Annotated in this window: 21 protein-coding genes and 1 pseudogene; 13 read left to right on the top strand and 9 right to left on the bottom strand. The window is 65.9% G+C overall.

Annotated features, from left to right (window positions below):
* Positions 1-25: 25 nt before the first annotated feature.
* Both G6N15_RS23270 and G6N15_RS22760 read left to right on the top strand, forming a co-directional pair.
* Complete coding sequence (locus G6N15_RS23270; protein WP_163748060.1) at positions 26-283, top strand: hypothetical protein; 258 nt, start codon at positions 26-28, stop codon at positions 281-283.
* A gap of 189 nt (positions 284-472) precedes the next feature.
* Positions 473-1407: pseudogene (locus tag G6N15_RS22760) on the top strand (IS30 family transposase); the annotation flags it as partial.
* A gap of 49 nt (positions 1408-1456) precedes the next feature.
* Here G6N15_RS22760 and G6N15_RS13450 read toward each other — a convergent pair.
* Positions 1457-2893 carry an FAD-binding oxidoreductase gene (locus G6N15_RS13450; protein ID WP_083087823.1) on the bottom strand — a complete coding sequence of 479 codons (1437 nt, stop codon included), beginning with the start codon at positions 2891-2893 and terminating at the stop codon, positions 1457-1459.
* A gap of 167 nt (positions 2894-3060) precedes the next feature.
* Between G6N15_RS13450 and G6N15_RS13445 the strand changes: the two genes are divergently transcribed.
* From G6N15_RS13445 to G6N15_RS13420, 6 genes are all read left to right on the top strand, one after another.
* A complete protein-coding gene (locus G6N15_RS13445) occupies positions 3061-3486 on the top strand; it encodes a hypothetical protein (RefSeq protein WP_083087824.1) in 426 nt (141 codons plus the stop codon).
* 238 nt (positions 3487-3724) lie between these two features.
* Positions 3725-4123 (top strand): MmpS family transport accessory protein, encoded by a 399-nt coding sequence (locus G6N15_RS13440; protein WP_083087825.1) that lies wholly within the window; start codon positions 3725-3727, stop codon positions 4121-4123.
* Positions 4120-6945: an MMPL/RND family transporter gene (locus G6N15_RS13435; RefSeq protein WP_083087826.1), complete on the top strand. Its 2826-nt coding sequence runs from the start codon at positions 4120-4122 to the stop codon at positions 6943-6945. Before G6N15_RS13440 ends, G6N15_RS13435 begins: the two co-directional genes overlap by 4 nt.
* 44 nt (positions 6946-6989) lie before the next feature.
* Positions 6990-7349 (top strand): type II toxin-antitoxin system Phd/YefM family antitoxin, encoded by a 360-nt coding sequence (locus G6N15_RS13430; protein ID WP_083087827.1) that lies wholly within the window; start codon positions 6990-6992, stop codon positions 7347-7349.
* Between the two features lie 7 nt (positions 7350-7356).
* Positions 7357-7983, top strand: a complete 627-nt coding sequence (locus G6N15_RS13425; RefSeq protein ID WP_232070226.1) for an AAA family ATPase — start codon at positions 7357-7359, stop codon at positions 7981-7983.
* Between the two features lie 88 nt (positions 7984-8071).
* A complete protein-coding gene (locus G6N15_RS13420; RefSeq protein ID WP_083087828.1) occupies positions 8072-8458 on the top strand; it encodes a DUF732 domain-containing protein in 387 nt (128 codons plus the stop codon).
* Here the strand turns inward: G6N15_RS13420 and G6N15_RS13415 are convergent.
* Positions 8455-8748: a DUF3017 domain-containing protein gene (locus tag G6N15_RS13415; protein ID WP_083087829.1), complete on the bottom strand. Its 294-nt coding sequence runs from the start codon at positions 8746-8748 to the stop codon at positions 8455-8457. The two genes, G6N15_RS13420 and G6N15_RS13415, sit on opposite strands and share 4 nt — an antisense overlap.
* Positions 8745-9593: a bifunctional methylenetetrahydrofolate dehydrogenase/methenyltetrahydrofolate cyclohydrolase gene (locus G6N15_RS13410; protein ID WP_083087830.1), complete on the bottom strand. Its 849-nt coding sequence runs from the start codon at positions 9591-9593 to the stop codon at positions 8745-8747. The genes G6N15_RS13415 and G6N15_RS13410 overlap by 4 nt, the downstream gene beginning before the upstream one ends.
* Before the next feature lie 95 nt (positions 9594-9688).
* Here G6N15_RS13410 and G6N15_RS13405 point away from each other — a divergent pair, with 95 nt between their 5' ends.
* Positions 9689-10876 carry an NADH:flavin oxidoreductase gene (locus tag G6N15_RS13405; protein WP_083087831.1) on the top strand — a complete coding sequence of 396 codons (1188 nt, stop codon included), beginning with the start codon at positions 9689-9691 and terminating at the stop codon, positions 10874-10876.
* 76 nt (positions 10877-10952) lie between these two features.
* Positions 10953-13568 carry an ATP-binding cassette domain-containing protein gene (locus tag G6N15_RS13400; protein ID WP_083087832.1) on the top strand — a complete coding sequence of 872 codons (2616 nt, stop codon included), beginning with the start codon at positions 10953-10955 and terminating at the stop codon, positions 13566-13568.
* Positions 13569-13585: 17 nt separating this feature from the next.
* Here G6N15_RS13400 and G6N15_RS13395 read toward each other — a convergent pair whose 3' ends face one another.
* Genes G6N15_RS13395 through G6N15_RS13380 form a run of 4 tightly spaced genes read right to left on the bottom strand, consistent with a single transcriptional unit; the run spans position 13586 to position 17818 of the window.
* Positions 13586-14158 carry a GTP-binding protein gene (locus tag G6N15_RS13395; RefSeq protein WP_083087833.1) on the bottom strand — a complete coding sequence of 191 codons (573 nt, stop codon included), beginning with the start codon at positions 14156-14158 and terminating at the stop codon, positions 13586-13588.
* Positions 14139-14513: a DUF742 domain-containing protein gene (locus tag G6N15_RS13390; RefSeq protein WP_083087834.1), complete on the bottom strand. Its 375-nt coding sequence runs from the start codon at positions 14511-14513 to the stop codon at positions 14139-14141. Before G6N15_RS13390 ends, G6N15_RS13395 begins: the two co-directional genes overlap by 20 nt.
* A 6-nt stretch (positions 14514-14519) precedes the next feature.
* Complete coding sequence (locus G6N15_RS13385; protein WP_083087835.1) at positions 14520-14927, bottom strand: serine protease inhibitor; 408 nt, start codon at positions 14925-14927, stop codon at positions 14520-14522.
* On the bottom strand, positions 14924-17818 hold the full coding sequence (locus tag G6N15_RS13380; RefSeq protein WP_232070225.1) for an ATP-binding protein: 2895 nt from the start codon (positions 17816-17818) through the stop codon (positions 14924-14926). Before G6N15_RS13380 ends, G6N15_RS13385 begins: the two co-directional genes overlap by 4 nt.
* A gap of 255 nt (positions 17819-18073) precedes the next feature.
* Here G6N15_RS13380 and G6N15_RS13375 point away from each other — a divergent pair, with 255 nt between their 5' ends.
* Positions 18074-18538, top strand: a complete 465-nt coding sequence (locus G6N15_RS13375; protein ID WP_083087836.1) for a tRNA (cytidine(34)-2'-O)-methyltransferase — start codon at positions 18074-18076, stop codon at positions 18536-18538.
* On the opposite strand, the gene G6N15_RS13370 is transcribed toward G6N15_RS13375, so the two are convergent.
* The gene (locus G6N15_RS13370) at positions 18539-19186 is read right to left on the bottom strand and encodes a nitroreductase family protein (RefSeq protein ID WP_083087837.1); all 648 of its coding nucleotides are present in this window, start codon (positions 19184-19186) and stop codon (positions 18539-18541) included.
* Between the two features lie 135 nt (positions 19187-19321).
* On the bottom strand, positions 19322-22609 hold the full coding sequence (locus G6N15_RS13365; protein ID WP_083087885.1) for an error-prone DNA polymerase: 3288 nt from the start codon (positions 22607-22609) through the stop codon (positions 19322-19324).
* A gap of 65 nt (positions 22610-22674) precedes the next feature.
* On the opposite strand from G6N15_RS13365, the gene G6N15_RS13360 reads away from it, so the two are divergent.
* Both G6N15_RS13360 and G6N15_RS13355 read left to right on the top strand, forming a co-directional pair.
* Positions 22675-23622 (top strand): dipeptidase, encoded by a 948-nt coding sequence (locus G6N15_RS13360; protein ID WP_083087838.1) that lies wholly within the window; start codon positions 22675-22677, stop codon positions 23620-23622.
* 126 nt (positions 23623-23748) lie between these two features.
* The gene (locus G6N15_RS13355; protein ID WP_083087839.1) at positions 23749-25137 is read left to right on the top strand and encodes a WS/DGAT/MGAT family O-acyltransferase; all 1389 of its coding nucleotides are present in this window, start codon (positions 23749-23751) and stop codon (positions 25135-25137) included.
* The last annotated feature ends 64 nt before the right edge of the window (positions 25138-25201 follow it).

The raw sequence follows: 25201 nt of genomic DNA, 5'->3' as shown, positions 1-25201 counted from the left end.
CCTTATCGGGAGGTGTTGGGGCCGAATGGGTTATCAGACGGGGTTTCGGGGTCATGGTGTTCATCTGAGCGTCGAGTCGGCGGCTTTGGTGCGGGAGGAGTTTTGGAGGGCTGTTGGATCGGGGTTGTCGCCGACGGCGGCCGCCACGGTGGCGGGGGTGGCGGGTACCACAGGCCGAAAATGGGCCAAGGCCGCGGGATATCAGACCAATAGCAAGCACCACGGCATCCGGTATTCGCAGCAGGTCAGGGACGTATTTTGGGAGGCGCTGCGGTCGGGTTGACCCGGCGCAGGCGGCGGTGGGTGCCTGCGTGTCGGAGCACACCGCGCGACGCTGGGTCGATCAGGCTGGCTACGTGCCCAGAACACCAGTTGTTGCTGATCTAGAGCCGGCCGCGGCGTCGCGGTTGTTGTCGTTTACCGAGCGGTGCCGACTCGAAGAGTTGCTGGAGGCGGGTTTCCCCAGGCCGACATCGCGCGGCTGTTACAGCGTGACGCCTCGACGATCAGCCGGGAAAAAGCTCGAGGAGCAACCAGCTGTGGCTACCGGGCCCGGGTCGGCCAAGACGTCGTGGATGCGGCCCGGCTCGCCCCAAGCCGCGCAAGCTGGAGTCCAACCCGGCCTTGTTGGGCGAGGTTGTGCAACGCTTGGAACAGCGGCACAGCCCCGAGCAGATCGCGGGCCGGCTGCGCGAAGATTTCCCCGACGATCCGGAGATGTGGGTGTCTCACGAGACGATCTATCAGGCCATGTATGTGCAGCCCCGGGGGGAACTGGCCCGCCAGGTCAAGGCCGCGCTGCGCACCGGCCGGACCCAACGGAAACCTCAGGGCCGCAGCACAATCGACACTCGGGGCCGGATCAAGGACATGATCAACATCAGTGAACGCCCGGCTGAGGCCGACGATCGTGCGATCCCGGGGCATTGGGAGGGCGACTTGATTATCGGCCAAAACCAGGCCTCCCAAATCGGCACCCTGGTCGAACGCACCACCGGGTTCGTGATGCTGCTGCACCTATCCGAGGACCGCAGCGCCGCCACCGTCGCTGAGGCGATGAGCGCGGCGATCCCGAAGATTCCCGAGGTTTTGCGTCGCTCGCTGACCTGGGACCAAGGCAAAGAGATGGCCTTGCACACCAAGATCACCGAGGCCACCGGGTTGCCGATCTACTTCTGCGACCCGCACAGCCCTTGGCAGCGCGGCACCAATGAGAACACCAATGGTTTGCTGCGCCAGTACTTCCCCAAAGGCACCGACCTGTCCTTTCACGGACCCGGGATCCTCGACAACGTCGCCGCCGAGCTCAACGCCCGCCCCCGCAAACGCTTCAACTGGCGCACCCCTGCCGAGGAACTCGATCGGCTACTCTCAGACCCGTCCGCATCTGTTGCAGCGACCGCGTGAATCCAAGCGCGAATTGCGTGCCATAAGTGGCCACTCGCCGGGCGAAACGTCAGAAGCTCAATCCCGAGAACATGACTCGGCCCGGGTCATACTTCTGCCGCACCGCGGTCAGCCGAGCCAGGTTCGGGCCGAAGTAGCGCGACGGGGGGTCATTGGCCTCCAGATAGTTGACGTAGCCGCCCACTGAATACGCGCGTACCGCTTGGTGTGCCGTCTGCAGCCAGCTGGTGGCCGCCGCTGGGTCACCGGATGTTTCGACGTACCACTGCACCAGCGCGGATTCCAGACGCCACGGAAAGGCGGTGGCCGCCGGTGCCACGCCCGCGAGCGCACCGTCGAGAGCATGCATGATCGCCAACATGCGGCCCGCGCCACGGGGGAAGGCGTTGACCGCCGATGCGATCCCCTGAGCTGCGCCCGCGTTGATGGTCGGGAAAACATCGGATCCGCCTACGTATCCGAGCGGCGACGGGTTGAGGTTCCCGACGGCCAGATACCTCACCAGGTCCAGGTAATTGAACGTGTGATTCTCGGTAGCGGTCGGTTGCATTCCGACGGCTGAAATGACGGCGCTCGCCACGCTCTTGCCCGACCCGGCCGGGCAAGTCGCCATGATTCGGCACTGCGTACCCATCGCGTCGGTGGTGCTGTCGGCCAATGCCCAACTGCTTCGGTCGGCGGTACGCAACCAGTTCTGCCAACCGACCAGGACCTGCGGGAATGACTGCGGCGGGAAGTTGAGGTTCACCACGTCGACGTCGCCGGTGGGGAACGTGGCGAAGCTCAGCGACGTCGTCACCCCGAAATTGCCGCCACCGCCGCCACGTAACGCCCAGAACAGATCAGGGTTGTTGGCGGCCGACGCGGTAACCGCCTGGCCGCTGGGCAGCACCACCGCGGCCGACGTCAATGCGTCACACATCAGGCCGGCATGTCGCGAATGCGCACCCAGTCCGCCGCCCAGCGCATGCCCGGCGGTGCCGACTGATGGGCAGGTACCGGTCGGGATGCCCCGGCCGGCCGCAGCCAGCGCCTGGTGCAGCGCGTACAGATCGGTCGCGGGTGTCACCGTCACCTGCCCGCTGGCGGCGTCGTAGTTGATACCCCCGGGCAGCTGACGCAGGTCGAGCACCATGGTCCCGTTTGCCGTGGACGCCCCCACATAGGAGTGCCCACCACTGCGCGGAGCGACTTTGAGGTTGTGCGCGGCAGCGAATGCCATTGCCTTCTGCACGTCGGCCGCCGACGTGGGAACCACCACCGCCGCCGGCGTCGAGCCGTTGTAATTTGTGTTGAAAACTTGCTTGGCCGTTGCGAATCCGCCGTCGTCCGGAGTCAGCACCTGTCCGCCGATTGCGGCCTTCAGACCGTCCAAGCCGGAAGACTTCGGGTCGGCGGTCGCCCGGACCGATCCGAAGACCGCGCCGGCCGCTAACGCTCCGGCAGCACCTCGCAGAAACGCCTGCCGGGAGATCTCACGCGCCATCGTCGGGCTCCCGCGATTGCGTCATGTCCGGCATTCTCAGCCACAACACGACAAAATCGCGGTGCCGCAAGATGTGTCGCTTGAAACGTGCGCAAACCGTTATACCAGCTGGCTACGGTAGCGTTCGGAGGGTCTTCGACGGCCGACTGCAGGGGGTTTCCGTGACGATGGACTCGGGTTTGTACGGGTTTCTCACTCTGCTCGCCCTTGCGCTTGCGCTAGTGTTTGCCGCCGTTGCTTCAGCGTTCGTCAGGCGGATGGAGCGCCGAGCACCTACCGCTATCAGCGAACAGATCGGGAGCGCCAAAGCGGTGATCAAGAAAGTGCGTAAACGCGAACCGCTGTCGCAGGATGAGCTGGATTACGCGAAACAAATTGTCGGTGATCGCAGTTCCTTGATGGCGTTCTGCATCCCCGGCGCTTTGTTCATGGTGGGATGCTTCTACGTGTTCGGCAGCCTTTACCACTTGCATGGAGCGACACCCTCCGAACGGACATTTCTCGGGGTGTTCCCGATGTTGGCTTCGATGAACTTCACCACTCAGCTTCTCCGCAGCGCACGGCTGAAACGGCGGCTGCAGAAGATGTCTTGACGCATCGCGATGCACGTGGTGCGTTCACCGGCGGACCGTAGTCGACGCCGTCGCGGTCGCGCTCCGACCGCGGTGCCGCTACTCTTTGCAGATCATATGTCCATTATGGACATGACCGTCTACTATCTGCATTGGCCTAGGCACGGGAGCGGGGAGAACACCATGCGCCCACCGAGATCCGAAAGGTGATCGAGTGAGCCCCCGTTCCCTCGGCAGGACCGTCTTGGCGCGAGTCTGGATGCCGTTGGTTGCGGTCGTTGCGGTCGGCGCGGGAGCAGCGGGTATGTGGAAGGTGCACCAGTTCTCTGCTCCGCCGCCCGTCATCACGGTCAATGGCCCGGCAGCGCCCGAGCAGACCACTCCCAAACAGCTCACCTACGAGTTGTTCGGTTCGGTCGGCGAAGGCGGGATGCTGGTCTATTTGGACATCGACGGACACCCGCATCGGGTTGACCTGACGACCTTGCCGTGGTCACACACCGAGACGACGACGCTCACGGTAGTGTCCGGCAGCATCTCCGCGCAGGTTCATGGTGGTCAACTCGGCTGCCGGATGCTGGTGAACGGCGTTGTCCGCGACCAGCAGTCCGACACCCATGCCGATGCGCATGTCATGTGCAGGGTGAAGTCCGCATGAGTGAGCCTCGGCCGAAGCGCCCCTTCATACCCAGAACGGTCCGGCTTCTCGCAATACCGATCATCGCTTTCTGGGCGCTTCTCGCGGTGTCGACGAACACCTTCATGCCGCAGGTCGAACGGGTCGCAGAGGAACTCGCGGGGCCGATGGTCCCGCACTACGCGCCGTCACAGCGGGCGTTGCTGCGCATCGGCGAGAAGTTCCACGAATCCAATTCGACCAACTTGACCATGCTCGTGTTGGAAGCCAACCGGCCGCTAGGCGATGTCGACCATCGCTACTACGACGATCTGGTGCGCCGGCTGAAGCGTGACCCCAAGCACGTGCAGTACGTCATGGACCTGTGGGGAAAGCCGATCACTGCGGCGGGGGCGCAGAGCGTCGACGGCAAGGCCGCATATGTGCTGCTGCGTCTGGCGGGCGACATCGGCCAGATGCAAGCGAATTACTCCGTTGCCGCGGTTCGCGATATCGTCGCCAAGGACCCGCCGCCACCCGGGCTCAAGGTCTACGTCAGCGGGGCGGCGCCACTTGCTTCAGACACGGTGGCTATTGCCAATTCGAGCCTGAACAACATCACGATCGTGACGATCATCCTGATCGTCACGATGCTGCTGCTGGTATACCGCTCGATCAGCACCCTGCTGGTGCCCTTACTCGGGGTTCTGATCGAGATGCTGGTCGCCAAGGGAGTCATCGCGACCCTCGGGCATCTCGGCTACATCGAGCTCTCGTCGTTCGCCGTGAACATCGTCGTCGCGCTGACGCTGGGAGCGGGAACCGATTACGGCATCTTCTTGATGGGCCGCTATCACGAGGCGCGGCAAGCCGGCGAAAGCCGGGAGGACGCCTTCTACATCGCGTACAAGGGTGTCACGCCGATCATCGTCGGCTCGGGCCTGACGATCGCCGGGGCCTGTTACTGCCTGACATTCGCGCGACTCAACTACTTCCACACCATGGGCCCGGCGGTCGCCATCGCGATGCTGTTCACCATCGCGGCGGCGCTGACGCTCGGCCCGGCCATCTTGACGGTGGGGAGCCTGTTCGGGCTCTTCGACCCGAGACAAAAGGCCAAGGCGACGTTGTATCGGCGGATCGGGGCGAGCGTGGTGCGCTGGCCGGTGCCGATCCTCGCAGCCAGTGCCGCCGCCGTGATGTTCGGGGCGGTCTTCGTGCCGACGTACCGGCAGAACTACGACGACCGTGCCTACCAGCCACACGACTCACCCGCCAATCAGGGTTTCGCGGCGGCGGATCGGCACTTCCCGAAGAGCAAGCTGTTCTCCGAGATGCTGATGGTCGAGACCGACCATGACATGCGCAACTCGGCTGACTTCATCTCATTGGACCGGGTGGCCAAGAGTCTGATTCGTCTTCCCGGTGTTGCGATGGTGCAAAGCATCACCAGGCCACTGGGCCGACCTTTGGAACATGCCACGATCCCTTACTTGTTCACCACGCAGGGCAGTGGCAACGGCCAGCAGCTCCCGTTCAACAAGCAGCAGAACGCGAATACGGACCAGCAGGCTCAGATCACGCAGCACAGTGTCGCGGTCTTGCGCAAGGAGATCGTCTTCTTCCAACGCATGTCCGACGAATTGCACAAGACGGTTCTCACGGTCGAGGATCTGCAACGGATCACCGAGGAGATGAACGAGGAGATCTCGAACGTCGACGATTTCTTCCGGCCGATCAAGAGCTATTTCTATTGGGAGCGCCACTGTTTCGACATTCCGATCTGCTGGGCGTTCAGATCGCTGTTCGACGGGCTCGACAACATCGACCACTTGGCTGCCGACATCAAGGACGCCAAAACATCCCTCGAAGCCGTCGACAGGCTACTGCCGCAAGTCATCACGCAACTGAAACTGACCGCCGACGACTCGGAGGCGTTAGCCGCCCTGTTGGTCAGCTCCTACGGCCAGGCGGCGCTGCAGTCCATCCAGACCGACCAGACATTCGACGACCTGGTCAATGTCGGGCTCGACTTCGACCGGTCCCGCAGCGATGACTTCTTCTACATCCCCCACGAGGGTTTCGACAACGACGACGTCAAGACCGGCATGCAGCTCATGATGTCGCCGGACGGCAAGGCCGCTCGGTTCATCGTCACCCACGAGGGCAACGCGATGGGCCCCGAAGGCGTGCAGCACGTCGAACAGTTCCCCACGGCGATAACCACGATCTTGAAAGAGACGTCGTTGGCCGGCGCGAGAGTTTATATCGGCGGTTCGGGATCCAACGACAAGGACATCAAGCAATACGCCGCATCGGATCTGCTGATCGTGGCGATCGCCGCCTTTGTGCTGATCTTCTTGATCATGCTGTTCCTGACGCGAAGTCTGATGGCGGCCTTGGTTATTCCCGGCACCGTGGCATTCTCGTACGCCGGGGCGTTCGGGCTCTCCATACTCGTCTGGCAGCACCTCATCGGCCTGCCCCTGCACTGGTTGGTGCTGCCGCTGACGTTCATCATCTTGGTGGCCGTGGGTTCGGACTACAACCTGCTGTTGATCGTCCGAGTCAAAGACGAACTTCACGCCGGGCTGAACACGGGTCTCATCCGCGCGCTCGGAAGCACCGGCGGTGTGGTGACGTCGGCGGGCTTGGTGTTCGCGTTCACGATGCTGGCAATGCTGACAAGCGATCTGCGAACCATCGGCCAGGTCGGTTCCACCGTGTGCATCGGCCTGTTGCTCGACACGCTGATCGTGCGCTCGTTCGTCGTGCCGTGCATCGTCAGAATTCTCGGGCCCTGGTTCTGGTGGCCAACACTGGTGCGGTCCCGTCCGCTAGCCCGCTACGGCCAATCAAGCTAATATGGCTATATTGGCTGTTTCGCCCCCTCCCGAGGAGACTTCCGATGACGACGTCGACGCTGACCTTCCGCAACCGCGACGGCAAGTTGGTCGACGTGCCGACGGTGCCCGCTAGCCGGTTCAAGAACCAGTTCGGCGCGGTCTTCGAGCAGGCCGCCGTCGACGGCGCGGTCGCGATCACCAAGCACGACACTCCGAAGGCGGTGCTGCTGTCGGTCGCCGAGTTCGAGGCGCTGACGAAATCGCGTGAGCCGGCGCTCGACGAGCTGAGCGAGCAGTTCGACGATCTGCTGGCACGCCTACAGCAACCGAAGGCCAAGGCAGCGCTGGCGTCGGCGTTCGACGCGTCACCGACGCAACTGGGGCGCTCGGCAGTGAAGGCGGCGCGCGCAAAGCGGCGTTGACCGCCACGTGGCACGCCTGTACGTGCTTGCTGGTGTCAACGGTGCCGGCAAGAGCAGCATCGGCGGTGCGACGATCCGCGCGTCCGGCGCCGACTACTACAACCCCGATGAGGCGGCGCGCGCACTACGTGCGGCATATCCCGGCATCGAGCCGGTCCGGGCGAACTCCCTGGCCTGGCAGCAGGGCAAGCGCCTGCTTCAAGAAGCGATTGACGAACGCCTGGATTTCGCCATCGAAACGACACTCGGCGGCAGCACCATGCTGCGGTTGCTCATGCACGCGGCTGCCCTCGGAATCGAAGTGCGCGTCTGGTACGTCGGGCTGCCCAGTGCCGAGGCACACATCGAACGCGTGCGTCAACGCGTTCGCGCCGGCGGCCACGATATTCCTGAAGCCGACATCCGACGACGGTACCGGCACAGCCGCCTGAATCTGGTGCGGTTGTTGCCAGCGCTCACCGAGCTGCGCGTCTACGACAACTCGGCAGACGCCGACCCCGCCGCCGGCCACGCGCCGCGGCCCGTGCTGGTGCTGCACGTCAAGCAGGGGCGGATCGTTAACCCCGATGATCTGTCGTCGACGCCCGAATGGGCCAAACCTATCGTCGCTGCCGCACTCAAACTCGAAAAATGAACCGTACGCAAACCTTTACCTCGCTGTGTTGCGAATGTGACGGCGGTACAGCACTGTTCATTGCAGTCGACGAGATGAGGAGCGGCCGATGCCGGCACTGCGGAACCGGCGCATGAGGATTTGTCTTGCGGCATGTGTAGGTATGGTCACGTCGGCGGCGGCATTGGCGGCGCCGGCACAGGCGAATCCGCTTGACGACCAATTCCTCTCGTCTCTGAGCAACGCCGGTGTCAACTACGGGGATCCGGGCGGTGCCGTGGCGTTGGGCCAGTCCGTCTGCCCGATGCTGGCACAGCCGGGTGGAACGTTCGCCGCGGCCGCGTCGAACGTCAGCGGCCATGGCGGCATGTCACCGGGGATGGCGCAGATGTTCACAAGCATCGCGATATCGATGTATTGCCCGTCGATGATGGCCTCGATCGCCAACGGCAATATGCCGAACCTGCCGCAAGTGCCGGGCATGCCAGGTATCTAGCGCGTTCCCAACGGGTCGATCGTCGCGGCGATGTAGCACATCGCAGCCCCCACCGTCGCGAGTGCGACGAAGTCAATTCCCTTGCTGCGCACGGCTAATAGCCCGGCCCGTTCGTCGGGCAGAATCAGCCGCAAAGCCGCGGCCAGCCCGACGCTGATGCCGATCAGCAGCGCACCGCGTCGCCAGAAGTTCAAGCCCGCCAACGCGAACGCTGCGACGAAGATCAGCACGACCACCAGGATGGGCCACTGCGCGGCCACGATCCTGTGGGTGTGGTCCCGCACGGTCACTGCGCGGCCTCGGCCAATTCGACGACGTTCGTCAACAAGAACGCCCGCGTCAACGGGCCCACGCCACCGGGATTCGGCGACACGTAACCGGCGACCTCCCACACCTCCGGATGCACGTCGCCGACCAGCCCGTCGTCGGTGCGGCTTACCCCGACGTCGACGACGGCGGCGCCCGGCCGCACCATGTCGGCGGTCACCAGGTGCGGTACACCCACCGCGGCCACGATGATGTCGGCTTGCCGGGTGAGCGCGGGCAGATCACGAGTCCCAGTGTGGCACAACGTAACTGTCGCGTTTTCGGTGCGGCGGGTGAGCAGTAGTCCCAGCGGGCGACCGACAGTCACCCCCCGACCGATTACGACCACGTGGGCGCCGGCGATCGGCACCTCGTAGCGCCGCAGCAGATGCACGATGCCGCGTGCGGTGCACGGCAGCGGCGCTGGAGTGCCGAGCACCAACCGGCCCAGGTTGGTCGGGTGCAGACCGTCGACGTCCTTGGCCGGGTCGACACGTTCCAACGCCGCGTTCTCGTCGAGCTGGTTGGGCAGCGGCAACTGCACGATGTATCCGGTGCAGTCGGAGTTGGCGTTGAGCTCGTCGATGGTCTCGTCGAGCTTGGCCTGGCTGATGTCGGCCGGCAGGTCGCGGCGGATCGAGGTGATGCCGACTTTGGCGGAATCAGAGTGCTTGCCGCGGACATAAGCGTGGGATCCGGGATCGTCGCCGACCAGGATGGTGCCCAGTCCGGGGGTGCGGCCCGCTGCGGTCAACGCCGCGACACGTTGTTTGAGGTCGACGAAGATCTCGTCGCGTGTGGTCTTGCCGTCCAGCCTGATCGCACCCACGCCTGACAGTGTGGCACGTGGGGCGACGGTGCCGATGATGGCGACCCGCTGCGCCCGGCTTCGCCGCGCTTGCGATCGCCATTTAGGCTGCCGCTATGCCTCCGGACGTGTTCGCCCCGGCCAAGCTCGGTCCGCTGACGCTGCGCAACCGCATCATCAAGGCAGCCACGTTCGAGGCCCGCACGCCTGACGCGCTCGTCACCGACGACCTGATCGAGTACCACCGGCTGCCGGCCGCCGGCGGGGTCGGGATGACGACCGTCGCCTACTGCGCGGTGTCCCCCGGCGGGCGCACGGGCGGCAACCAGATCTGGATGCGGCCCGAGGCGGTACCGGGGCTGCGCCGGCTCACCGAGGCCGTACACGCCGAGGGGGCGGCCGTGAGCGCACAGGTCGGCCACGCCGGCGCGGTCGCCGACGCGCGGTCCAACAAGGCCACGGCGCTGGCGCCGGTGCGATTCTTCAACCCGATCGCGATGAAGTTCGCCAAGAAGGCCAGCCGCGAAGACATCGACGACGTCATTGCGGCCCACGCCAACGCCGCCCGGCTGGCCGTGGACGCTGGCTTCGACGCCGTTGAAATCCATTTGGGCCACGGGTATCTGTGCAGTTCGTTCCTCAGCCCCATGATCAACCGCCGCGACGACGAGTTCGGCGGGTCGCTGGAGAACCGGGCCAAGGTGGCCCGGGGTGTGGTCACGGCCGTGCGTCGCGCCGTGGACGGTCAGATCGCGGTGACCGCCAAACTCACGATGTCCGACGGGATCCGCGGCGGCATAACCCTCGACGAGGCACTGCAGACTGCGAAATGGCTGGAGGAAGACGGCGGTCTGGACGCGCTCAAGCTGACCGCGGGCAGCTCACTAGTCAATCCGATGTACTACTTCCGTGGCGACGCCCCCATCAAAGAGTTCGCCAAGGTGTTCAAACCGCCGATGCGCTGGGGTGTGCGATTGATGGGGACGAAGTTCCTGCGCGAATACCCCTACCGCGACGCCTACCTGCTGCGCGACGCCAAGCTCTTCCGGGCCGAGCTGTCGATGCCGCTGATCCTGCTCGGCGGCATCACCAACCGCGAAACGATGGACCTGGCCATGGCGGAGGGGTTCGACTTCGTCGCGATGGCGAGGGCGCTGCTGGCCGAGCCCGATTTGGTCAACCGGATCCGCGCCGAGCGCTCCGTGCAGTCTGCCTGCATCCACTGCAACCGGTGCATGCCGACGATCTACAGCCGCACCCACTGCGTCGTGACCGGCGCGCCGGACTTGGTCACAACGCACTGACTCCGCTCGCTTCGGAACCTGCCGCAGCCCAACAGATACAGTGGGCCAAGTGAATCAACCGGCTACAGTTGGTGCGATGAGTCAAGCAGCGCCGCCCGTGCTGACCGTTCGGTACGACGGATCCCAACGGACGTTCGCGCCTGGCCATGACGTGGTCATCGGACGCGATCTCCGTGCGGACATGCGTATCACGCATCCACTGATCTCACGTGCGCATCTGCTGCTGCGCTTCGACCAGGGCAGGTGGCTGGCCATCGACAACGGCTCGTTGAACGGGACGTTCGTCAACGGCCGTCGTGTGCCGGTCGTCGACATCCACGACGGCCAAAGCATCAACATCGGCAACCCCGACGGACCGAGGCTGACCTTCGAGGTGGGACGGCACCAAGGCATGGCCGGGCGGCCCCCCCAGACCGCGTCGATGCGCGCCGTGCAGCCGTCCGGGGCTCCGCCGCGGTCCGCAGCTCCCCCGCCCCCGCGCCAGCCCGGCGGAGGCTGGCCGCCGCAGTCAGCGCCGGTGCGGTCGCATCCGGGCGGTCCGCCGCCGCACCAACCGATGTATCCGCCCGGCGGCGGGCAGCGTCCAGCAGCGTATGCGGGCAGCGGCGGGCATCCGCCTGCCTATCCGAGCAGTTCGCCGCAACCTGCGCCGGCCGGCCCTCCGAAGACTCAGATGGCCCCGGCCGCAAGCAAGCCGCCCGAGGTCTCCAACCTCGCGACCAAGATGATTCAGGCTTTCCGGCCCAGCGCAGCCGCGCCGGAGAAGCCAGCCGGTTCGCTCACCATCGGTCGCGCCACCGACAACGACATCGTCATCCAGGACGTCTTGGCGTCGCGCCATCACGCGTTTTTAATGCCCTCGCCGCTGGGCACCGAGATCCGGGATGCACGCAGCATCAACGGCACGTTCGTCAACGGGGTCCGGGTAGGCTCCGCGGTGCTGAACGAGGGCGACGTGGTCACGATCGGCAACGTGGACCTGGTTTTCACCGACGGCACCTTGGTGCGGCGCACCGAAGCCGCCGCTCGCACTGGCGGCCTCGAGGTCAACAGTGTGCACTTCAAGATCGACGGCAAAGAACTGATCGACAACATCTCGTTCACCGCTCGGCCCGGGATGCTGACCGCGATCATCGGCGGCTCGGGAGCGGGCAAGACCACGCTGTCCCGGCTGATCGCCGGCTATACCCGCCCCAGCCAGGGCTCGATCACCTTCGAGGGTCACGACATCCATCGCGAGTACGCGACCATGCGCAGCCGAATCGGCATGGTCCCGCAGGACGACGTCGTGCACCGCCAGCTCACCGTCAACCAGGCGCTGGGCTACGCCGCCGAATTGCGGCTGCCCCCCGACACCAGCAAGCAGGAGCGGGCCCAAGTCGTCGCCCAGGTGCTCGAAGAACTCGACCTGACCAAGCAGGCCGACACCCGGGTGGACCGGCTATCCGGCGGTCAGCGCAAGCGGGCGTCGGTGGCACTGGAACTGCTAACCCAGCCGTCGCTGCTGCTGCTCGACGAGCCGACCTCCGGGCTGGACCCAGCGCTGGACCGTCAGGTCATGCTCATGTTGCGCCAGCTTGCCGACGCCGGCCGCACAGTGCTGGTGGTGACCCACTCGGTGTCCTACCTCGACGTCTGCGACCAGATCCTGCTGGTGGCCCCGGGCGGCAAGACGGCGTTCTGCGGCCCGCCCGACCAGGTGGAGTCCGCCTTCGGAACCCGCAACTGGGCGGAAATCTTCGCCAAGGTGGGTGCCGACCCCGACGAAGCCAATCGCCGCTTCCTGGAGAGAGCCAAGCAACGGCATGAGCAGCCGGTGCGGGTCGCCGAAGAACCCGGAGACCTCGGCGAGCCGGTGCATACCGACGGGCTGCGCCAGCTTTCGACGGTTGCGCGACGCCAGGTTCGGCTCGTGCTGTCCGACCGTGGGTACACGGTGTTCCTGGCGGTATTGCCGTTCCTCATGGGCGCGCTCTCGCTGACAGTGAAAGGGCCCAAACCGGGACTTGGGTTTGCCGACCCAACAGGCCCCGCACCTACCCAGCCGCAGTACATCATGGTGCTGCTGAACATCGGGGCCGTGTTCATGGGCACCGCCTTGACCATCCGCGACCTGATCGGCGAACGCCCAATTTTCCGCCGAGAACAAGCGGTCGGCCTGTCCACCACCGCCTACCTGCTGGCCAAGGTCCTCGTTTTCTCCGTTTTCGCGACCATCCAGGCAGCGATCGCGACCATCATTGTTCGACTCGGCAAGGGCGCGCCCACGGCGCATCCGCCGTTCTTCGACAGCGCGACGCTGTCGCTCTTCCTCACCGTCGCCGCAACCTGTGTGGCGTCTGCGATGCTCGGCCTGCTGCTGTCTGCTCTCGCGAATTCCAACGAGCAGATCATGCCGCTTCTGGTGGTGTCGATCATGTCGCAGCTGGTGCTCTGCGGCGGGATGGGGATCCCGGTGACCGGCCGGTTCGGCCTCAACCAGCTGTCCTTTATCACGCCGGCACGCTGGGGGTTCGCGGCCGGGGCCTCGTCGATCGACTTCCCGCACCTGGTGAAAGTTCCGCAGGTGCCAACCGACGACAGGTGGTGGCAACACTCGAAGCACATCTACGTGTTCGACATGGCCATGCTCGCGGTGTTGTCGGTCGTCTACGCCGGCTACGTGCGGTGGCACATCCGGCTGAAGCGCTGACGCTCAAGCACTAAGGCTCAAGCACTAAGGCTGGTCAGCGCATACTCGCTGACGGCGATCAGCGCATCGGTCGCCGAGCGGCGGTCGCGGGCATCGATGTTGATGACCGGGATGTGCTCGGGCAATGCCAGCGCTTTGCGCACCTCGTCAACCGGATACCTTGGCGCGCCGTCGAATTCGTTGACCGCGATCAAGAACGGCAGCCCGCGGTGCTCGAAGAAGTCGACAGCGGCGAAGCTGTCCTCCAAGCGCCGGCAGTCCACCAGGATGACTGCGCCGATCGCGCCGCGGACCAAGTCGTCCCACATGAACCAGAACCGGCGCTGGCCCGGTGTGCCGAACAGGTAGAGCACCAGATCGTCGTCCAGGGTGATCCGGCCGAAGTCCATCGCCACCGTGGTGGTGCTTTTGGCCGGAGTGGCCTCGAGCATGTCGACGCCCGTGGAGGCATCGGTGACCATCGCCTCGGTGCGCAGCGGCATGATTTCCGAAACGGCACCCACGAACGTGGTCTTGCCGGCCCCGAACCCGCCTGCGATGACGATCTTCGTCGAGGCGGCGTTGCGCCTCTCAGAGTGCTCGTAGGCCACGGAGCGTCCTTCCTATCAATTCGCGGCGTTCGTCGTTGGTGGATTCGTCGTTCAGAGTCGGCCGTACCTGAAGGTAACCGGAGGTCACCAGATCACCGACCAGGACGCGCGCAACGCCCAGCGGCAAATCCAGCCGGGCCGAGATCTCGGCGACCGAAGGGCTTTTCACGCACAGTTGGACGATCCTTCCTCGCATGTCGTGGGGCGGCCAGTTGTGGAACAGGGCCGACTGCAGCGTCTGCACCGGCGCTTCCAAGGGAAGGTCGACGTTGGTGTTGGTGCGTCCAGCGGTCAGCGTGTACGGGCGGACCAGGCTCGCCTCATGTGCGCGTGGCGGTGGTTCGCGGCTGTCCATCGCGGCTCACGAGTGTAAGGGTGCCCGCCGCGACGACTGCACGACGCCGCCGACCCGTTCGACGAGGATGGCCATCTCGTAACCGATCTGACCGATGTCGCATGACGTCGCGGCCAGCGTCGCCAGATGCGAGCCGTCACCGACCCGCATCAGCAGCAGATAGCCGTTTTGCATCTCGACCACCGACTGCAGCACCTGTCCACCCTCGAACAGTTGGGCGGCGCCAGTGGCGAGGCTGGCCAGCCCGGAAGCGACGGCGGCCAGCTGGTCGGCGCGCTCGCGCGGGAGATGCTCGCTGGCGGCCATCAGCAGGCCGTCGACGGACACCAGCACTGCATGCGACACTCCGGGGACCTCGCGGGCGAAGTTGGACAGCAGCCAGTCGAGCGAGTTGTCAGACGACGGGTAGGTCATTCGTTTTCGGATCCTTCGGTTGTCTCACGGGCGTGCGACCGCCCTGCGCGTACACCGCCGAAGTGGCTGCTGATGGAGGCGCGGATCGCTTCGGGGTCTCGCGGCGCGGCATGATGCCGGCCGGAGTGAAATCCGCCGTTCGATGCTACCCCGTTGCGCTGCTCGCCCCCGCGGTGCTTGGGGAATTCGGCCGTCCCGTTGGCGGGTCTCGGCGCTGACGGGTCGGGCGCTGCGGCGCCGGGCACAAGGCGGGCGCCGGGTTCACGCACGGGAAGGCCATGGGCGGTGTGTGACTCGACGGGCACGTTGTCGACCTCGGCAGCCGCCGACCAGCCGTGGTCCCACACCGACTTCCAGTCCAGGTCGGGGCTGCGCGCAATGTCGTGCGGGTCGACGAGCCACTCCGAAAGCATCCGCTGGTAGATCACATCTTCCTCGGGCAGCCCTTTGGCGGGTGCCGGGATGGGTGCGGCGACGCTGTCGGTGTCGCGGGCGGCGGTGTCCGGAGGTTGGGGGCTGGTCGACGAGCGGCCCCACCAAGAAGCGGCGTCGTCGGGAACAGCAGGCGGTTCCTCGCTCGAAGGCCTCGCAACATCACCCGCAGCTCGCGACCGCGACGAGAAGTACGCCGAGGTGTTCGAAGCCGCTTCCGCTGCTGGCTGTTTCGGCGCCTCCTCAGCGCCGGTCTGCCACCACGGCTCGGACCCCTCACGTCGTGGTAGCCGCTCGGGCTCTGCACCGGCAGCAGGCGGGGCGGAGACGCCGGTGATGCCGCTGGAGCCGGGCTTCCGGCGCGGCAGCAGCGTGCCCGGCGATTCGCTCGCATACGACCCGTTGCGGTCGGACGGCTCGGCGAGCGCAGCAGTGCGTTCCGCATCGCGAGCACGGACAGCCCGCGCGGGCGGCGGCTCGCCCGCGGCTGGCGTCCGGGAAAACGCCACGCCCGTCCGGGCCCTGGGCGGGGCGCCACCTTCGCCGACCAGCACGTTCGGCGGAAGGTAGACCTCGGCCGTCGTACCGGAACCGTCGTCGGTCGCCGGGCCTCGCAGCCGAACCCGCATGCCGTGCCGATCAGCCAGCCGGCCCACCACGAAAAGACCCATGTGGCGGGCGTTGTCGGGGGTGACGTCACCGCCGGCGCGCAACCGGATGTTGGCGATCCGCCGGTCGCCGTCGGTCATGCCCAGGCCCGAGTCGACGATCTGGACCAGAACGCCGGCGTTGCCTTGCCGCACCGCGGAAACGCGCACCGGTGAGGCGGGCGGGGAGTAGCGCAACGCGTTGTCGATCAACTCGGCGAGCAGGTGGACGATGTCACCCGCGGCGGCACCGATGATGGTGCAGTCAGGCACTCTCGCGGTCTCCACCCGGCGGTAGTCCTCGACTTCGGAGATCGCGGCGTCGATCACCGTCGACAGCGGCAGCGGCCCGCGCTGCTCGCGGGTGATTGGCGCGCCGGCCAGCACCAGCAAATTGGCGCCGTTGCGGCGCATGCGCGCGGCCAGGTGGTCGAGCCGGAACAGGCTGTCGAGCCGGTCGGGGTCTTCCTCGTTGCGCTCCAGTCGGTCGATGAGCGACAGCTGCTGGTCGACCAGCGAGCGGTTGCGCCGCGACATGGTTTCGAACATGTCGTTGACCAAGAGCCGCAATCGAGCCTCGTCGCCGGCCAGCAGCAGCGCCTGGGTGTGCAGCTCGTCGACCGCGTGCGCGACTTGCCCGATCTCCTCGGTGGTGTACACCGGCAGCGGCTCGGGTCCGCGCTCGTCGCCGGCCCGCACCCGGGCGATCTCGCTTTCGAGGTCTTCGTGGGCGACCTTCAACGCGCTGTCGCGCAGCACCCGCAGCGGCTGGATCAGCGACCGCGCCACCAGCCACACGACCACCAGCGCAGCCACGATCGCGGCCAGCACCAGCACGGTGTCGCGGATGGCGGCGTCGCGGCGGTTGTTGGCGCGATCCTCCAGCGACTTGGTCACCGATGCGGTGGTGTCCTTGATCAGCTGTTCGGCGATCGCGTCGGTGGTCTGGATGGACTTGAGCAGTTCCGGATTGTTGACCACTGGGGTGGCGGGATTGGACATGAGCGCCATCCGGCGCACCATTTCCTGCTGCAGCGTTTTGGCCTGATTTGAGCCGACGCCTAGCACCTCGGCCATCCCGAACAGTGTCGACGGTTCGGTACCGGCCAGCGTGATCATCGAGGTGCGCAGCTCCGGTTCGGGGAGGTCGGCGCCGCGGGTGATGAGCAGCCGCTGCATCATCATCTGGCCGCGGGCCCCGATCGCGCGGCTCAAGCCCTGCGCTGCGGCCCGGATCTTCTCGTTGTCCACGCGCACCGATCCGTCGACCGCGTTTTCGGCCGTCAACAGAATGGGCGCATACATGGTCACCCGGTCCCGCAGACCGATGCTGTTCGACGCGATCCTGTCCAGCAGCGCCTGCCCGCCGTTCAACAGAGAGCCGACCCCGGTCCGCACGTCGGGGACCACGTCGGTGTCTGCCAGCCGCGCCTGCAGCTCGTATTTGCGCGCGTCGTAGTTCTTCTTGGCTCCCTCGACGTCGGAGCCCGTGGACATGGCGATCACCGCGACATCGAGCGCCGACATGTACTTGGTGATCGCGGGAACCACTTCGGCGCGGTCGGCGGCCAACCGCAGGTTATGGGCGTCGGTCGTCGCCGCATAGACGCGCAATCCACCGAAGCCCATCGCCAGCACCAGCGGCACCAGCGCGATCGCGAAGACTTTCCACCGGACCGGCCAGTTGCGCATCGACCACCGCGGCGGGCGTTTCTCAGGCGTGGGCTCCGCGGTGGGGGTATCTGGGTTGTTATCTAGACCGTCTTTGGGTGCCGGCGAAACCACCCTTTTCGGGTGGGCAAACATCGTCATCGGACCGCGGTCGTGCTACCGACCGCTCCGCTGACATACAGTGCTCGCGCGTCGTTCATAAGGCTTCCTGCTAATTGCGACGCCACCCCAGGGGCATACGGGTGGGCGAGATACGCATGGCAATTCGACGAGTATGCCAGCCTCGGGCCGCGGTTACCACAATTCTTACTGAACAACCAGAGTTCACCGGCGCACGCTCGGCACCGCAAACCGCGGTCGAGCAAACTGTCGGCGGTCGCCTGTCATGATCGACAGATGTTCCGGCTGATGTTCGTCTCGCCGCGCATCGCACCGAACACGGGCAACGCAATCCGCATGGTCGCGGCCACCGGCGCCGAACTGCATTTGGTCGAGCCGCTGGGCTTCGACCTGTCCGAACCCAAGCTCCGCCGCGCCGGGCTGGATTACCACGACCTGGCGTCTGTCAGCGTGCACGCATGTTTGGAGGACGCCTGGGATGCGTTGGCGGCGGAGCGGGTCTTCGCTTTCACCGCACATGCCACCACGGTGTTCACTGACGTCAGGTACCGACCCGGCGATGTGTTGATGTTCGGTCCGGAGCCCACCGGCCTGGATGCGGAGACACTGGCCGACGCCCACGTCACCGAGCGGGTGCGCATCCCGATGCTTCCCGGCCGGCGGTCACTGAACCTGTCCAACGCCGCGGCGGTCGCTGTCTACGAGGCGTGGCGCCAGCACGGGTTCGCGGGCGCCCGCTAGTTACCAGGTGTCCCAGTGCGTGACGGCCTCGGCGGGCAGCCGCTTGGCGGGTTTGAAGTCGATGCCCTTGGTGTAGGCGATCGGAAGCAGCGCGCCCTGGCTGTACTTGTCGTAAGGAATCCCGAGCACTTCGGCGGCCTGCTTCTCTCCGTCGCCGAGCAGGTGCAGCGTGGTCCAACACGAGCCCAGCCCGCGGGAGCGCAATGCCAGGCAGAAGCTCCAGATCGCCGGGAATAGCGACGCCCAGAATGACGCACTGAGCCCGAGCGGCGCCTGGTCGACCCGGCCTTCCAGGCACGGGATCAACAACACCGGCGCCTCGTGCATGTGCTCGGCGAGATAGGAGGCGGAGTCACGCACATGTGGCATGCGCTCACCGCGGGTGTCGCCCTCGGGGTATTCGGGTCCGGGCAGGCTGAGGTAGCCCCTGGCGTTGGCCAGGTAGATGTCGGCGATCGCCTTCTTCTTGTCTGGGTCCGTGACGAACACCCATTGCCAGCCTTGCGCATTGGAACCGGTGGGCGCCTGCAATGCGAGTTCCAGGCATTCCGTCAACACCTCTCGGGGCACGGGCTTTTCGAAGTCGAGGCGTTTGCGGACTGATCGGGTGGTGGTGAGGACTTCGTCGACGGACAGGTTCAAGGTCATGGGCGAAGACTACATTTGCGGCCATGCGCGGGTGTGGACGACGCCGACCGGGTAGACCGCCACAGGCGGCGAGCGGGTGTGTTTGTGCGCGACACGCCAGGAATTGGCGGCATTCTGCGCCCGCTCGCGACGGAATTACCGGAAGTCGCGGGACTTCGATCCCATCCGCAGTGTCAGCTTGGCCAGCCGTTCCGCCACGACAGTGACTGCGCCGCTGGCGTTTTGGACCTGGCCGCGGACCAGCAGTGCGGGCGCCGTCTGCGCCAGCTTGCGGTGCCGCGCCCATACCCCCGGCGTGCACAGCACATTGACCATCCCGGTCTCGTCCTCGAGGTTGAGAAACGTCACCCCTTGCGCGGTTCCCGGCCGCTGCCGATGCGTCACTGCCCCAGCGATCAACACCCGGTCACCGTCGGGCACGCGGGGCAGCTTCTCGGCGGGCAGCACCCCCAGCGCGTCGAGGTCAGCCCGCAAGAACTGGGTCGGATAGCTGTCCGGAGAGATACCGGTGGCCCACACGTCGGCAGCGGCCAGTTCCAGCTCGCTCATTCCCGGCAGTGTCGGGACGTGCGACGACGACCCGACACCGGGCAGTCGATCCGGCCGCTGGGTGGCCGCCGCCCCGGCCGCCCACAGCGCCTCGCGCCGGGATAGCCCGAAGCAGCCCAGCGCCCCGGCGGTGGCCAGCGCTTCGGTCTGCGGCACCGAAAGCTGCACCCGCGATGTCAAATCCAGCAGAGAAGCAAACGGGCCGTTGGTGTTTCGCTCCTCGACCAGCCTTTCGGCCAAGTCTTCTCCGATATGACGCACACCGGCCAGCCCGAGCCGGACCTCGCTGCCCGCGTTCTCCAGCGTGGCGTGCGCCAGGCTGGCGTTGACGTCGGGTCCATGCACCGTCACTCCGTGCCGGCGGGCGTCGGCCACCAATGACTGCGGTGAATAGAAGCCCATCGGCTGCGCGCGCAGCAGCGCCGCGCAGAACGCAGCCGGGTGGTGCAGCTTGAACCAGGCCGAGTAGAACACCAGCGACGCGAAGCTCAGCGCGTGGCTTTCCGGGAAACCGAAATTAGCGAAGGCTTCCAGCTTTTCGTACACCCGCTCGATCACCTCGTCGGGAGCGCCGTGCAGCGCGCGCATGCCGTCGTAGAACCGGCCCCGCAGCCGTCGCATCCGTTCCGCCGAACGCTTGGATCCCATGGCGCGACGCAGCTGGTCGGCTTCGGCGGCGGAAAACCCGGCACAGTCGACGGCAAGCTGCATCAGCTGTTCCTGAAACAGTGGCACACCCAACGTCTTTCGTAACGCCTGCTCCATCGACGGGTGGTCGTAGACGACCGGGTCGACGCCGTTGCGCCGCCGGATGTACGGGTGCACCGAGCCGCCCTGGATGGGCCCGGGACGAATCAGCGCCACCTCGACCACCAGGTCGTAGAACTCGCGCGGCCGCAGCCGCGGCAGGGTGGCCATCTGTGCGCGCGACTCCACCTGGAACACCCCGACGGAGTCGGCGCGCGCCAGCATCTCGTAGACCGCCGGTTCGGAGAGGTCGAGCTTGGCTAGGTCCACGTCGATGCCTTTGTGCTCGGCCACCAGGTCGATCGCGTAGTGCAACGCCGAAAGCATTCCCAGCCCCAGCAGGTCGAATTTCACCAAACCGATTGCGGCGCAATCATCTTTGTCCCACTGCAGCACGCTGCGGTTTTCCATACGCGCCCATTCCACCGGGCACACGTCGGCAATCGGGCGGTCGCAGATCACCATGCCGCCGGAGTGGATGCCCATGTGCCGCGGCAGGTTCTGGATCTGGGTGGCCAACTCAACCACCTGCTCGGGGATGTCCTCGATGTCGGGGGAATCGGCGAGCCCGTTCCAGTGGCTGATCTGCTTGCTCCACGCGTCCTGCTGACCCTGCGAGAAACCCAGAGCACGGGCCATGTCGCGCACCGCGATCCGCCCCCGGTAGGTGATGACGTTGGCGACCTGCGCGGCGTACTCCCGGCCGTATTTGTCGTAGACGTACTGGATGACCTTTTCACGCTCGTCGGATTCGATATCGATGTCGATGTCGGGCGGCCCGTCGCGGGCGGGCGACAAGAACCGCTCGAACAACAGCTCGTTGGCCACCGGGTCGACCGCGGTGACGCCGAGGGCATAGCAGACCGCGGAGTTGGCCGCCGATCCCCTGCCCTGGCACAAGATGTTGTTCTCCCGGCAGAACCGGGTGATGTCGTAGACGACCAGGAAGTATCCCGGAAACTTCAGCTGGGCAATGACATTCAGCTCGTGCTCGATCTGCGCGTAGGCCTGCCGGGCCCGCGCGTACGGCCCGTAGCGGTCGCGGGCACCGGCCATCACCAGCTCGCGCAGCCAGCTGTCTTCGGTATGCCCGGCCGGAACGTCGAACGGCGGCAGCTGTGGAGCGATCAGCTGCAGCCCGAAGGCGCATTGCTCGCCGAGTTCTGCTGCGGCGGTTACCGCCTGAGGGCACCACGCGAACAGCCGGGCCATCTCCTCCCCGGAGCGCAGGTGTGAGCCGCCCCGCGGGGCCAACCAACCGGCGGCCTCGTCGAGGGACTGCCGGGCCCGGATCGCGCCCATGGCCATTGCCAGCCGAGCGCGCGACGGCGCGGCGAAATGCGCGCCGGTGGTGGCGACCACGCCTACACCGAAACGCCGGGCGAGCGCGGCTAATGCGGCGTTGCGTTCGTCGTCAACGGGCGCGCCGTGATGCGTCAGCTCGATACTGACCCGCTGCGCCCCGAACCGGTCCACCAAGTCGGCCAGCGCAACCGCGGCCGCCTCCGGCCTGCCGTCGGAAAGCGCTTGGCGCACATGACCTTTGCGGCAACCGGTCAAGATGTGCCAATGGCCGCCCGCCGCGTCGGCCAGCGCGTCGAAGTCGAAGCGCGGCTTGCCTTTCTCACCGCCGGCCAGATGCGCCGCGGCCAGCTGCCGTGACAATCGTCGATAGCCTTCCGGGCCGCGGGCCAGCACCAGCAGGTGCGGGCCCGGCGGATCCGGTTCGTCGGTGCGGGCAACGGACCCCAAGGACAGTTCGGCGCCGAACACGGTAGCCACGTCCAGTTCTGCGGCTGCCTCGGCGAAACGGACCGCGCCGTAGAGCCCGTTGTGATCGGTCAGCGCGATCGCGCGCAGATCCAGCCGTGCAGCCTCTTCGACCAGCTCCTCGGGCGTGCTGGCCCCGTCGAGAAAGCTGAACGCCGAATGCGCGTGCAGCTCGGCGTAGGCGATCGACGAGCGGATGGTCCGCTCATCGGCCGGAGGCTCGTATGCGCCGCGCTTGCGTGACCACGGGCCGTCATCCACCGGGTCGCCCCCCAGTGGCATGCCGGATCGACGGGGCTTTCCCGCAAGCACCCGCTCCATCTCAGCCCAGCTCGGCGGACCATTGCTCCAGCCCACTCCATCAGTGTATCGAACTAACGTTCGAATGACGACCGTCTGGTTGGAGCGCAGCATGAATACCCATGCCGGCACTGCTGTGGGATCAGCACACCTGTCTGCCGCTGCGGCCAGACGCAGACATCTCGGAGCTGACGCGCTATCGCCGGCCCGGCGGCGTCTTCGTCTCGGTCAACGTCGGCTACGCACCTCAACGCCTCGACGATGTGCTGACTCTTCTCGACCAATTCCGTCGCGGTGTTCAAGCCCATCCCGACCTGACGCTTGCCGACACCGACGCCGTCGCGGATACCGACAAGATCACGGTGGCGTTCGACCTCGAGGACTGCGCGCCGCTGGACGGCGATCTCGCCAACCTTCGCCGGTTCGCCGAACTGGGTGTTCGCACCATGTTGCCCACCTACAACTACGCCAACATCGCCGGCTGTGGTTGCCTCGACACACACGACACCGGGCTCACCGGGTGGGGACGCACGCTGATCGCCGAGATGAACGCCGCCGATATCGTGCCCGACGGTTCACACTGCAGTATCCGCACCGGATTCGACATCTGCGAGACGACGACTCGTCCGGCCGTCTACAGCCACTCCTGCATGCGCACCATCTGGGACCATCCGCGCAACATCACCGACGACCAGGCGAAGGCCTGCGCGGCCACCGGCGGCGTCATCGGCATCACCGGCGTGGGCATCTTTCTCGGCCCGAACACCCCAACACTGGAGGCGATGACACGTCACATCGAGTACGCCCTCGAACTCGTCGGCATCGACCACGTTGGAATCAGCACCGACTTTTCTTTCGACCATGCCGATTGGTATGACGAAATCGCTGTCAAATCTGGGCTTTTCGACGAAAACTATACCCGCTGGGGCCCCATCCAATGGATGACGCCCGAGACGTTCATCGGGATCGGCCACCACCTTGCCGAGCGCGGCTGGGACGACGCCGACGTCGCCGCGGTGCTGGGCGGGAACTTCCGGCGCGTCGCGGAGCAGACCTGGCTGTCGCCGTGAAATGCCAACGGCATTGTGACGCAATCGACCACAGTTGTTTACACAATTTAATCTCGACGCCACCTGCCGGCTGGCTTACAGCGGAATACTCCTACGAAGATCGACGGCGGACGGCGGTGGCGGGCCATGGAGCATCTGGGAACGCTCGATGCAGGTTTCCTGATGGCCGAAGATTCCGACCGGCATGTGAGCCTGGCGATCGGCGGGATCGCAATCGTCGACGGCTCTCCGCCCGACGATAGAACGTTCAAACGCATTCTGGCAGAGCGCATCACGGCGATACCGCGATTTGTCCAGATGCTGCGGATGCAACCATTCGATGTCGGAGCTCCGGCGTGGGTTGAGGACCCGGACTTCGACCTGTCACGTCACGTCCGACGGATTGGAGTGCCCCGACCTGGAGACGACTCGGAACTGTATCGAGTGGTCGCTGATGTGTTGGAGCGCCGGCTGGACCGGGACCGTCCGCTGTGGGAATGTTGGCTCATCGAGGGCCTGGCAGGTAATCGGTGGGCGATCCTGATGAAAATCCACCACTGCATGGCCGACGGAGTTTCGGCGACGCACATGCTTACCCGGCTCTGCGACGATCTCGGCGAGGCGAATTCCGTCAACCGCGTCCGGCCCAAGTCGACCGGAGCAGCGCGTCCATACCTGCATGCGGTGCCCGAGCCAACGACGCCGAACATGGTCGAACGCCTCTGGCGCACAGCGACGTCCACCGTCAATGCGGCCAACCGAGTGGTGTCCGGCGCAGCGGAAATCGCCACCGGCCTCGTCCGGCCGACTGCCGGGTCCTCACTCGTCGGCCCGGTGACCACAATGCGGCGCTATCGCGCGGTGCGCGTCGGCCTTGCCGACGTCGAAAAGGTGTGCTGCAAGTTCGACGTGAGCGTCAACGACGTTGTGCTGTCCGCGATTACCGATGGCTTCCGGGAGGTTTTGCTACACCGCGGTGAGCACCCGCGCGCTGACTCGCTGCGGACGCTGGTGCCCGTCTCGATACGGTCTTCCGACGCGGTGCACCAACCAGGCAACCGCATCTCGGTCATGCTGCCCTATCTGCCCGTCGAGCAAGCCGACCCGATCCAGCAGCTGCGAATCGTGCACAGCCGGTTGACCCGGGCAAAACAGGGGGGCCAACGGCAAGCGGGAACGCTATTCGTGTCTGCGGCGAATTTCATTCCATTCATGGTGTCTTCGTGGGCGATCCGGCTGCTGACCCGGCTACCTCAACGCGGCATCGTGACCCTGGCTACCAACGTGCCTGGGCCGCGCCAGCCGTTGCGGATGATGGGTCATCAGGTGCTGCGCTTGATGCCGATCCCGCCGATCGCACTGCAGCTGCGTACCGGTGTCGCCGTACTGAGCTATGGCGAGGATCTGGTTTTCGGCATCACCGCCGACTACGACACCGGTCCCGACATCGACGAGCTCGCCGACGGCATCGCCCGCGCGGTGGAGCGTCTAGCAGCCGTGAGCGACGATTCGCTGCTGCTGTTCGCCGCCGAGTAGCCCACCTCACCGAGGGCCGGCGCCGACACGCCTTCCTCCTCCCCCGCTCAGACCGTGACACCGG

It is taken from the genome of Mycobacterium noviomagense (assembly GCF_010731635.1).
Taxonomy (GTDB): domain Bacteria; phylum Actinomycetota; class Actinomycetes; order Mycobacteriales; family Mycobacteriaceae; genus Mycobacterium; species Mycobacterium noviomagense.
This window is presented reverse-complemented; position numbering and strand designations above follow the sequence as displayed.

Bases quoted from the DNA above. Each gene is read 5' to 3' on its own strand.
- G6N15_RS13450 (WP_083087823.1), bottom strand. From the start codon at position 2,893: ATGGCGCGTGAGATCTCCCGGCAGGCGTTTCTGCGAGGTGCTGCCGGA.
- G6N15_RS13400 (WP_083087832.1), top strand. From the start codon at position 10,953: ATGAGTCAAGCAGCGCCGCCCGTGCTGACCGTTCGGTACGACGGATCC.
- G6N15_RS13435 (WP_083087826.1), top strand. From the start codon at position 4,120: ATGAGTGAGCCTCGGCCGAAGCGCCCCTTCATACCCAGAACGGTCCGG.
- G6N15_RS13420 (WP_083087828.1), top strand. From the start codon at position 8,072: ATGCCGGCACTGCGGAACCGGCGCATGAGGATTTGTCTTGCGGCATGT.
- G6N15_RS13370 (WP_083087837.1), bottom strand. From the start codon at position 19,186: ATGACCTTGAACCTGTCCGTCGACGAAGTCCTCACCACCACCCGATCA.
- G6N15_RS13440 (WP_083087825.1), top strand. From the start codon at position 3,725: ATGCCGTTGGTTGCGGTCGTTGCGGTCGGCGCGGGAGCAGCGGGTATG.
- G6N15_RS13390 (WP_083087834.1), bottom strand. From the start codon at position 14,513: ATGGACAGCCGCGAACCACCGCCACGCGCACATGAGGCGAGCCTGGTC.
- G6N15_RS23270 (WP_163748060.1), top strand. From the start codon at position 26: ATGGGTTATCAGACGGGGTTTCGGGGTCATGGTGTTCATCTGAGCGTC.
- G6N15_RS13380 (WP_232070225.1), bottom strand. From the start codon at position 17,818: ATGACGATGTTTGCCCACCCGAAAAGGGTGGTTTCGCCGGCACCCAAA.
- G6N15_RS13385 (WP_083087835.1), bottom strand. From the start codon at position 14,927: ATGACCTACCCGTCGTCTGACAACTCGCTCGACTGGCTGCTGTCCAAC.
- G6N15_RS13355 (WP_083087839.1), top strand. From the start codon at position 23,749: ATGGAGCATCTGGGAACGCTCGATGCAGGTTTCCTGATGGCCGAAGAT.
- G6N15_RS13375 (WP_083087836.1), top strand. From the start codon at position 18,074: ATGTTCCGGCTGATGTTCGTCTCGCCGCGCATCGCACCGAACACGGGC.
- G6N15_RS13360 (WP_083087838.1), top strand. From the start codon at position 22,675: ATGCCGGCACTGCTGTGGGATCAGCACACCTGTCTGCCGCTGCGGCCA.
- G6N15_RS13430 (WP_083087827.1), top strand. From the start codon at position 6,990: ATGACGACGTCGACGCTGACCTTCCGCAACCGCGACGGCAAGTTGGTC.
- G6N15_RS13445 (WP_083087824.1), top strand. From the start codon at position 3,061: ATGGACTCGGGTTTGTACGGGTTTCTCACTCTGCTCGCCCTTGCGCTT.
- G6N15_RS13405 (WP_083087831.1), top strand. From the start codon at position 9,689: ATGCCTCCGGACGTGTTCGCCCCGGCCAAGCTCGGTCCGCTGACGCTG.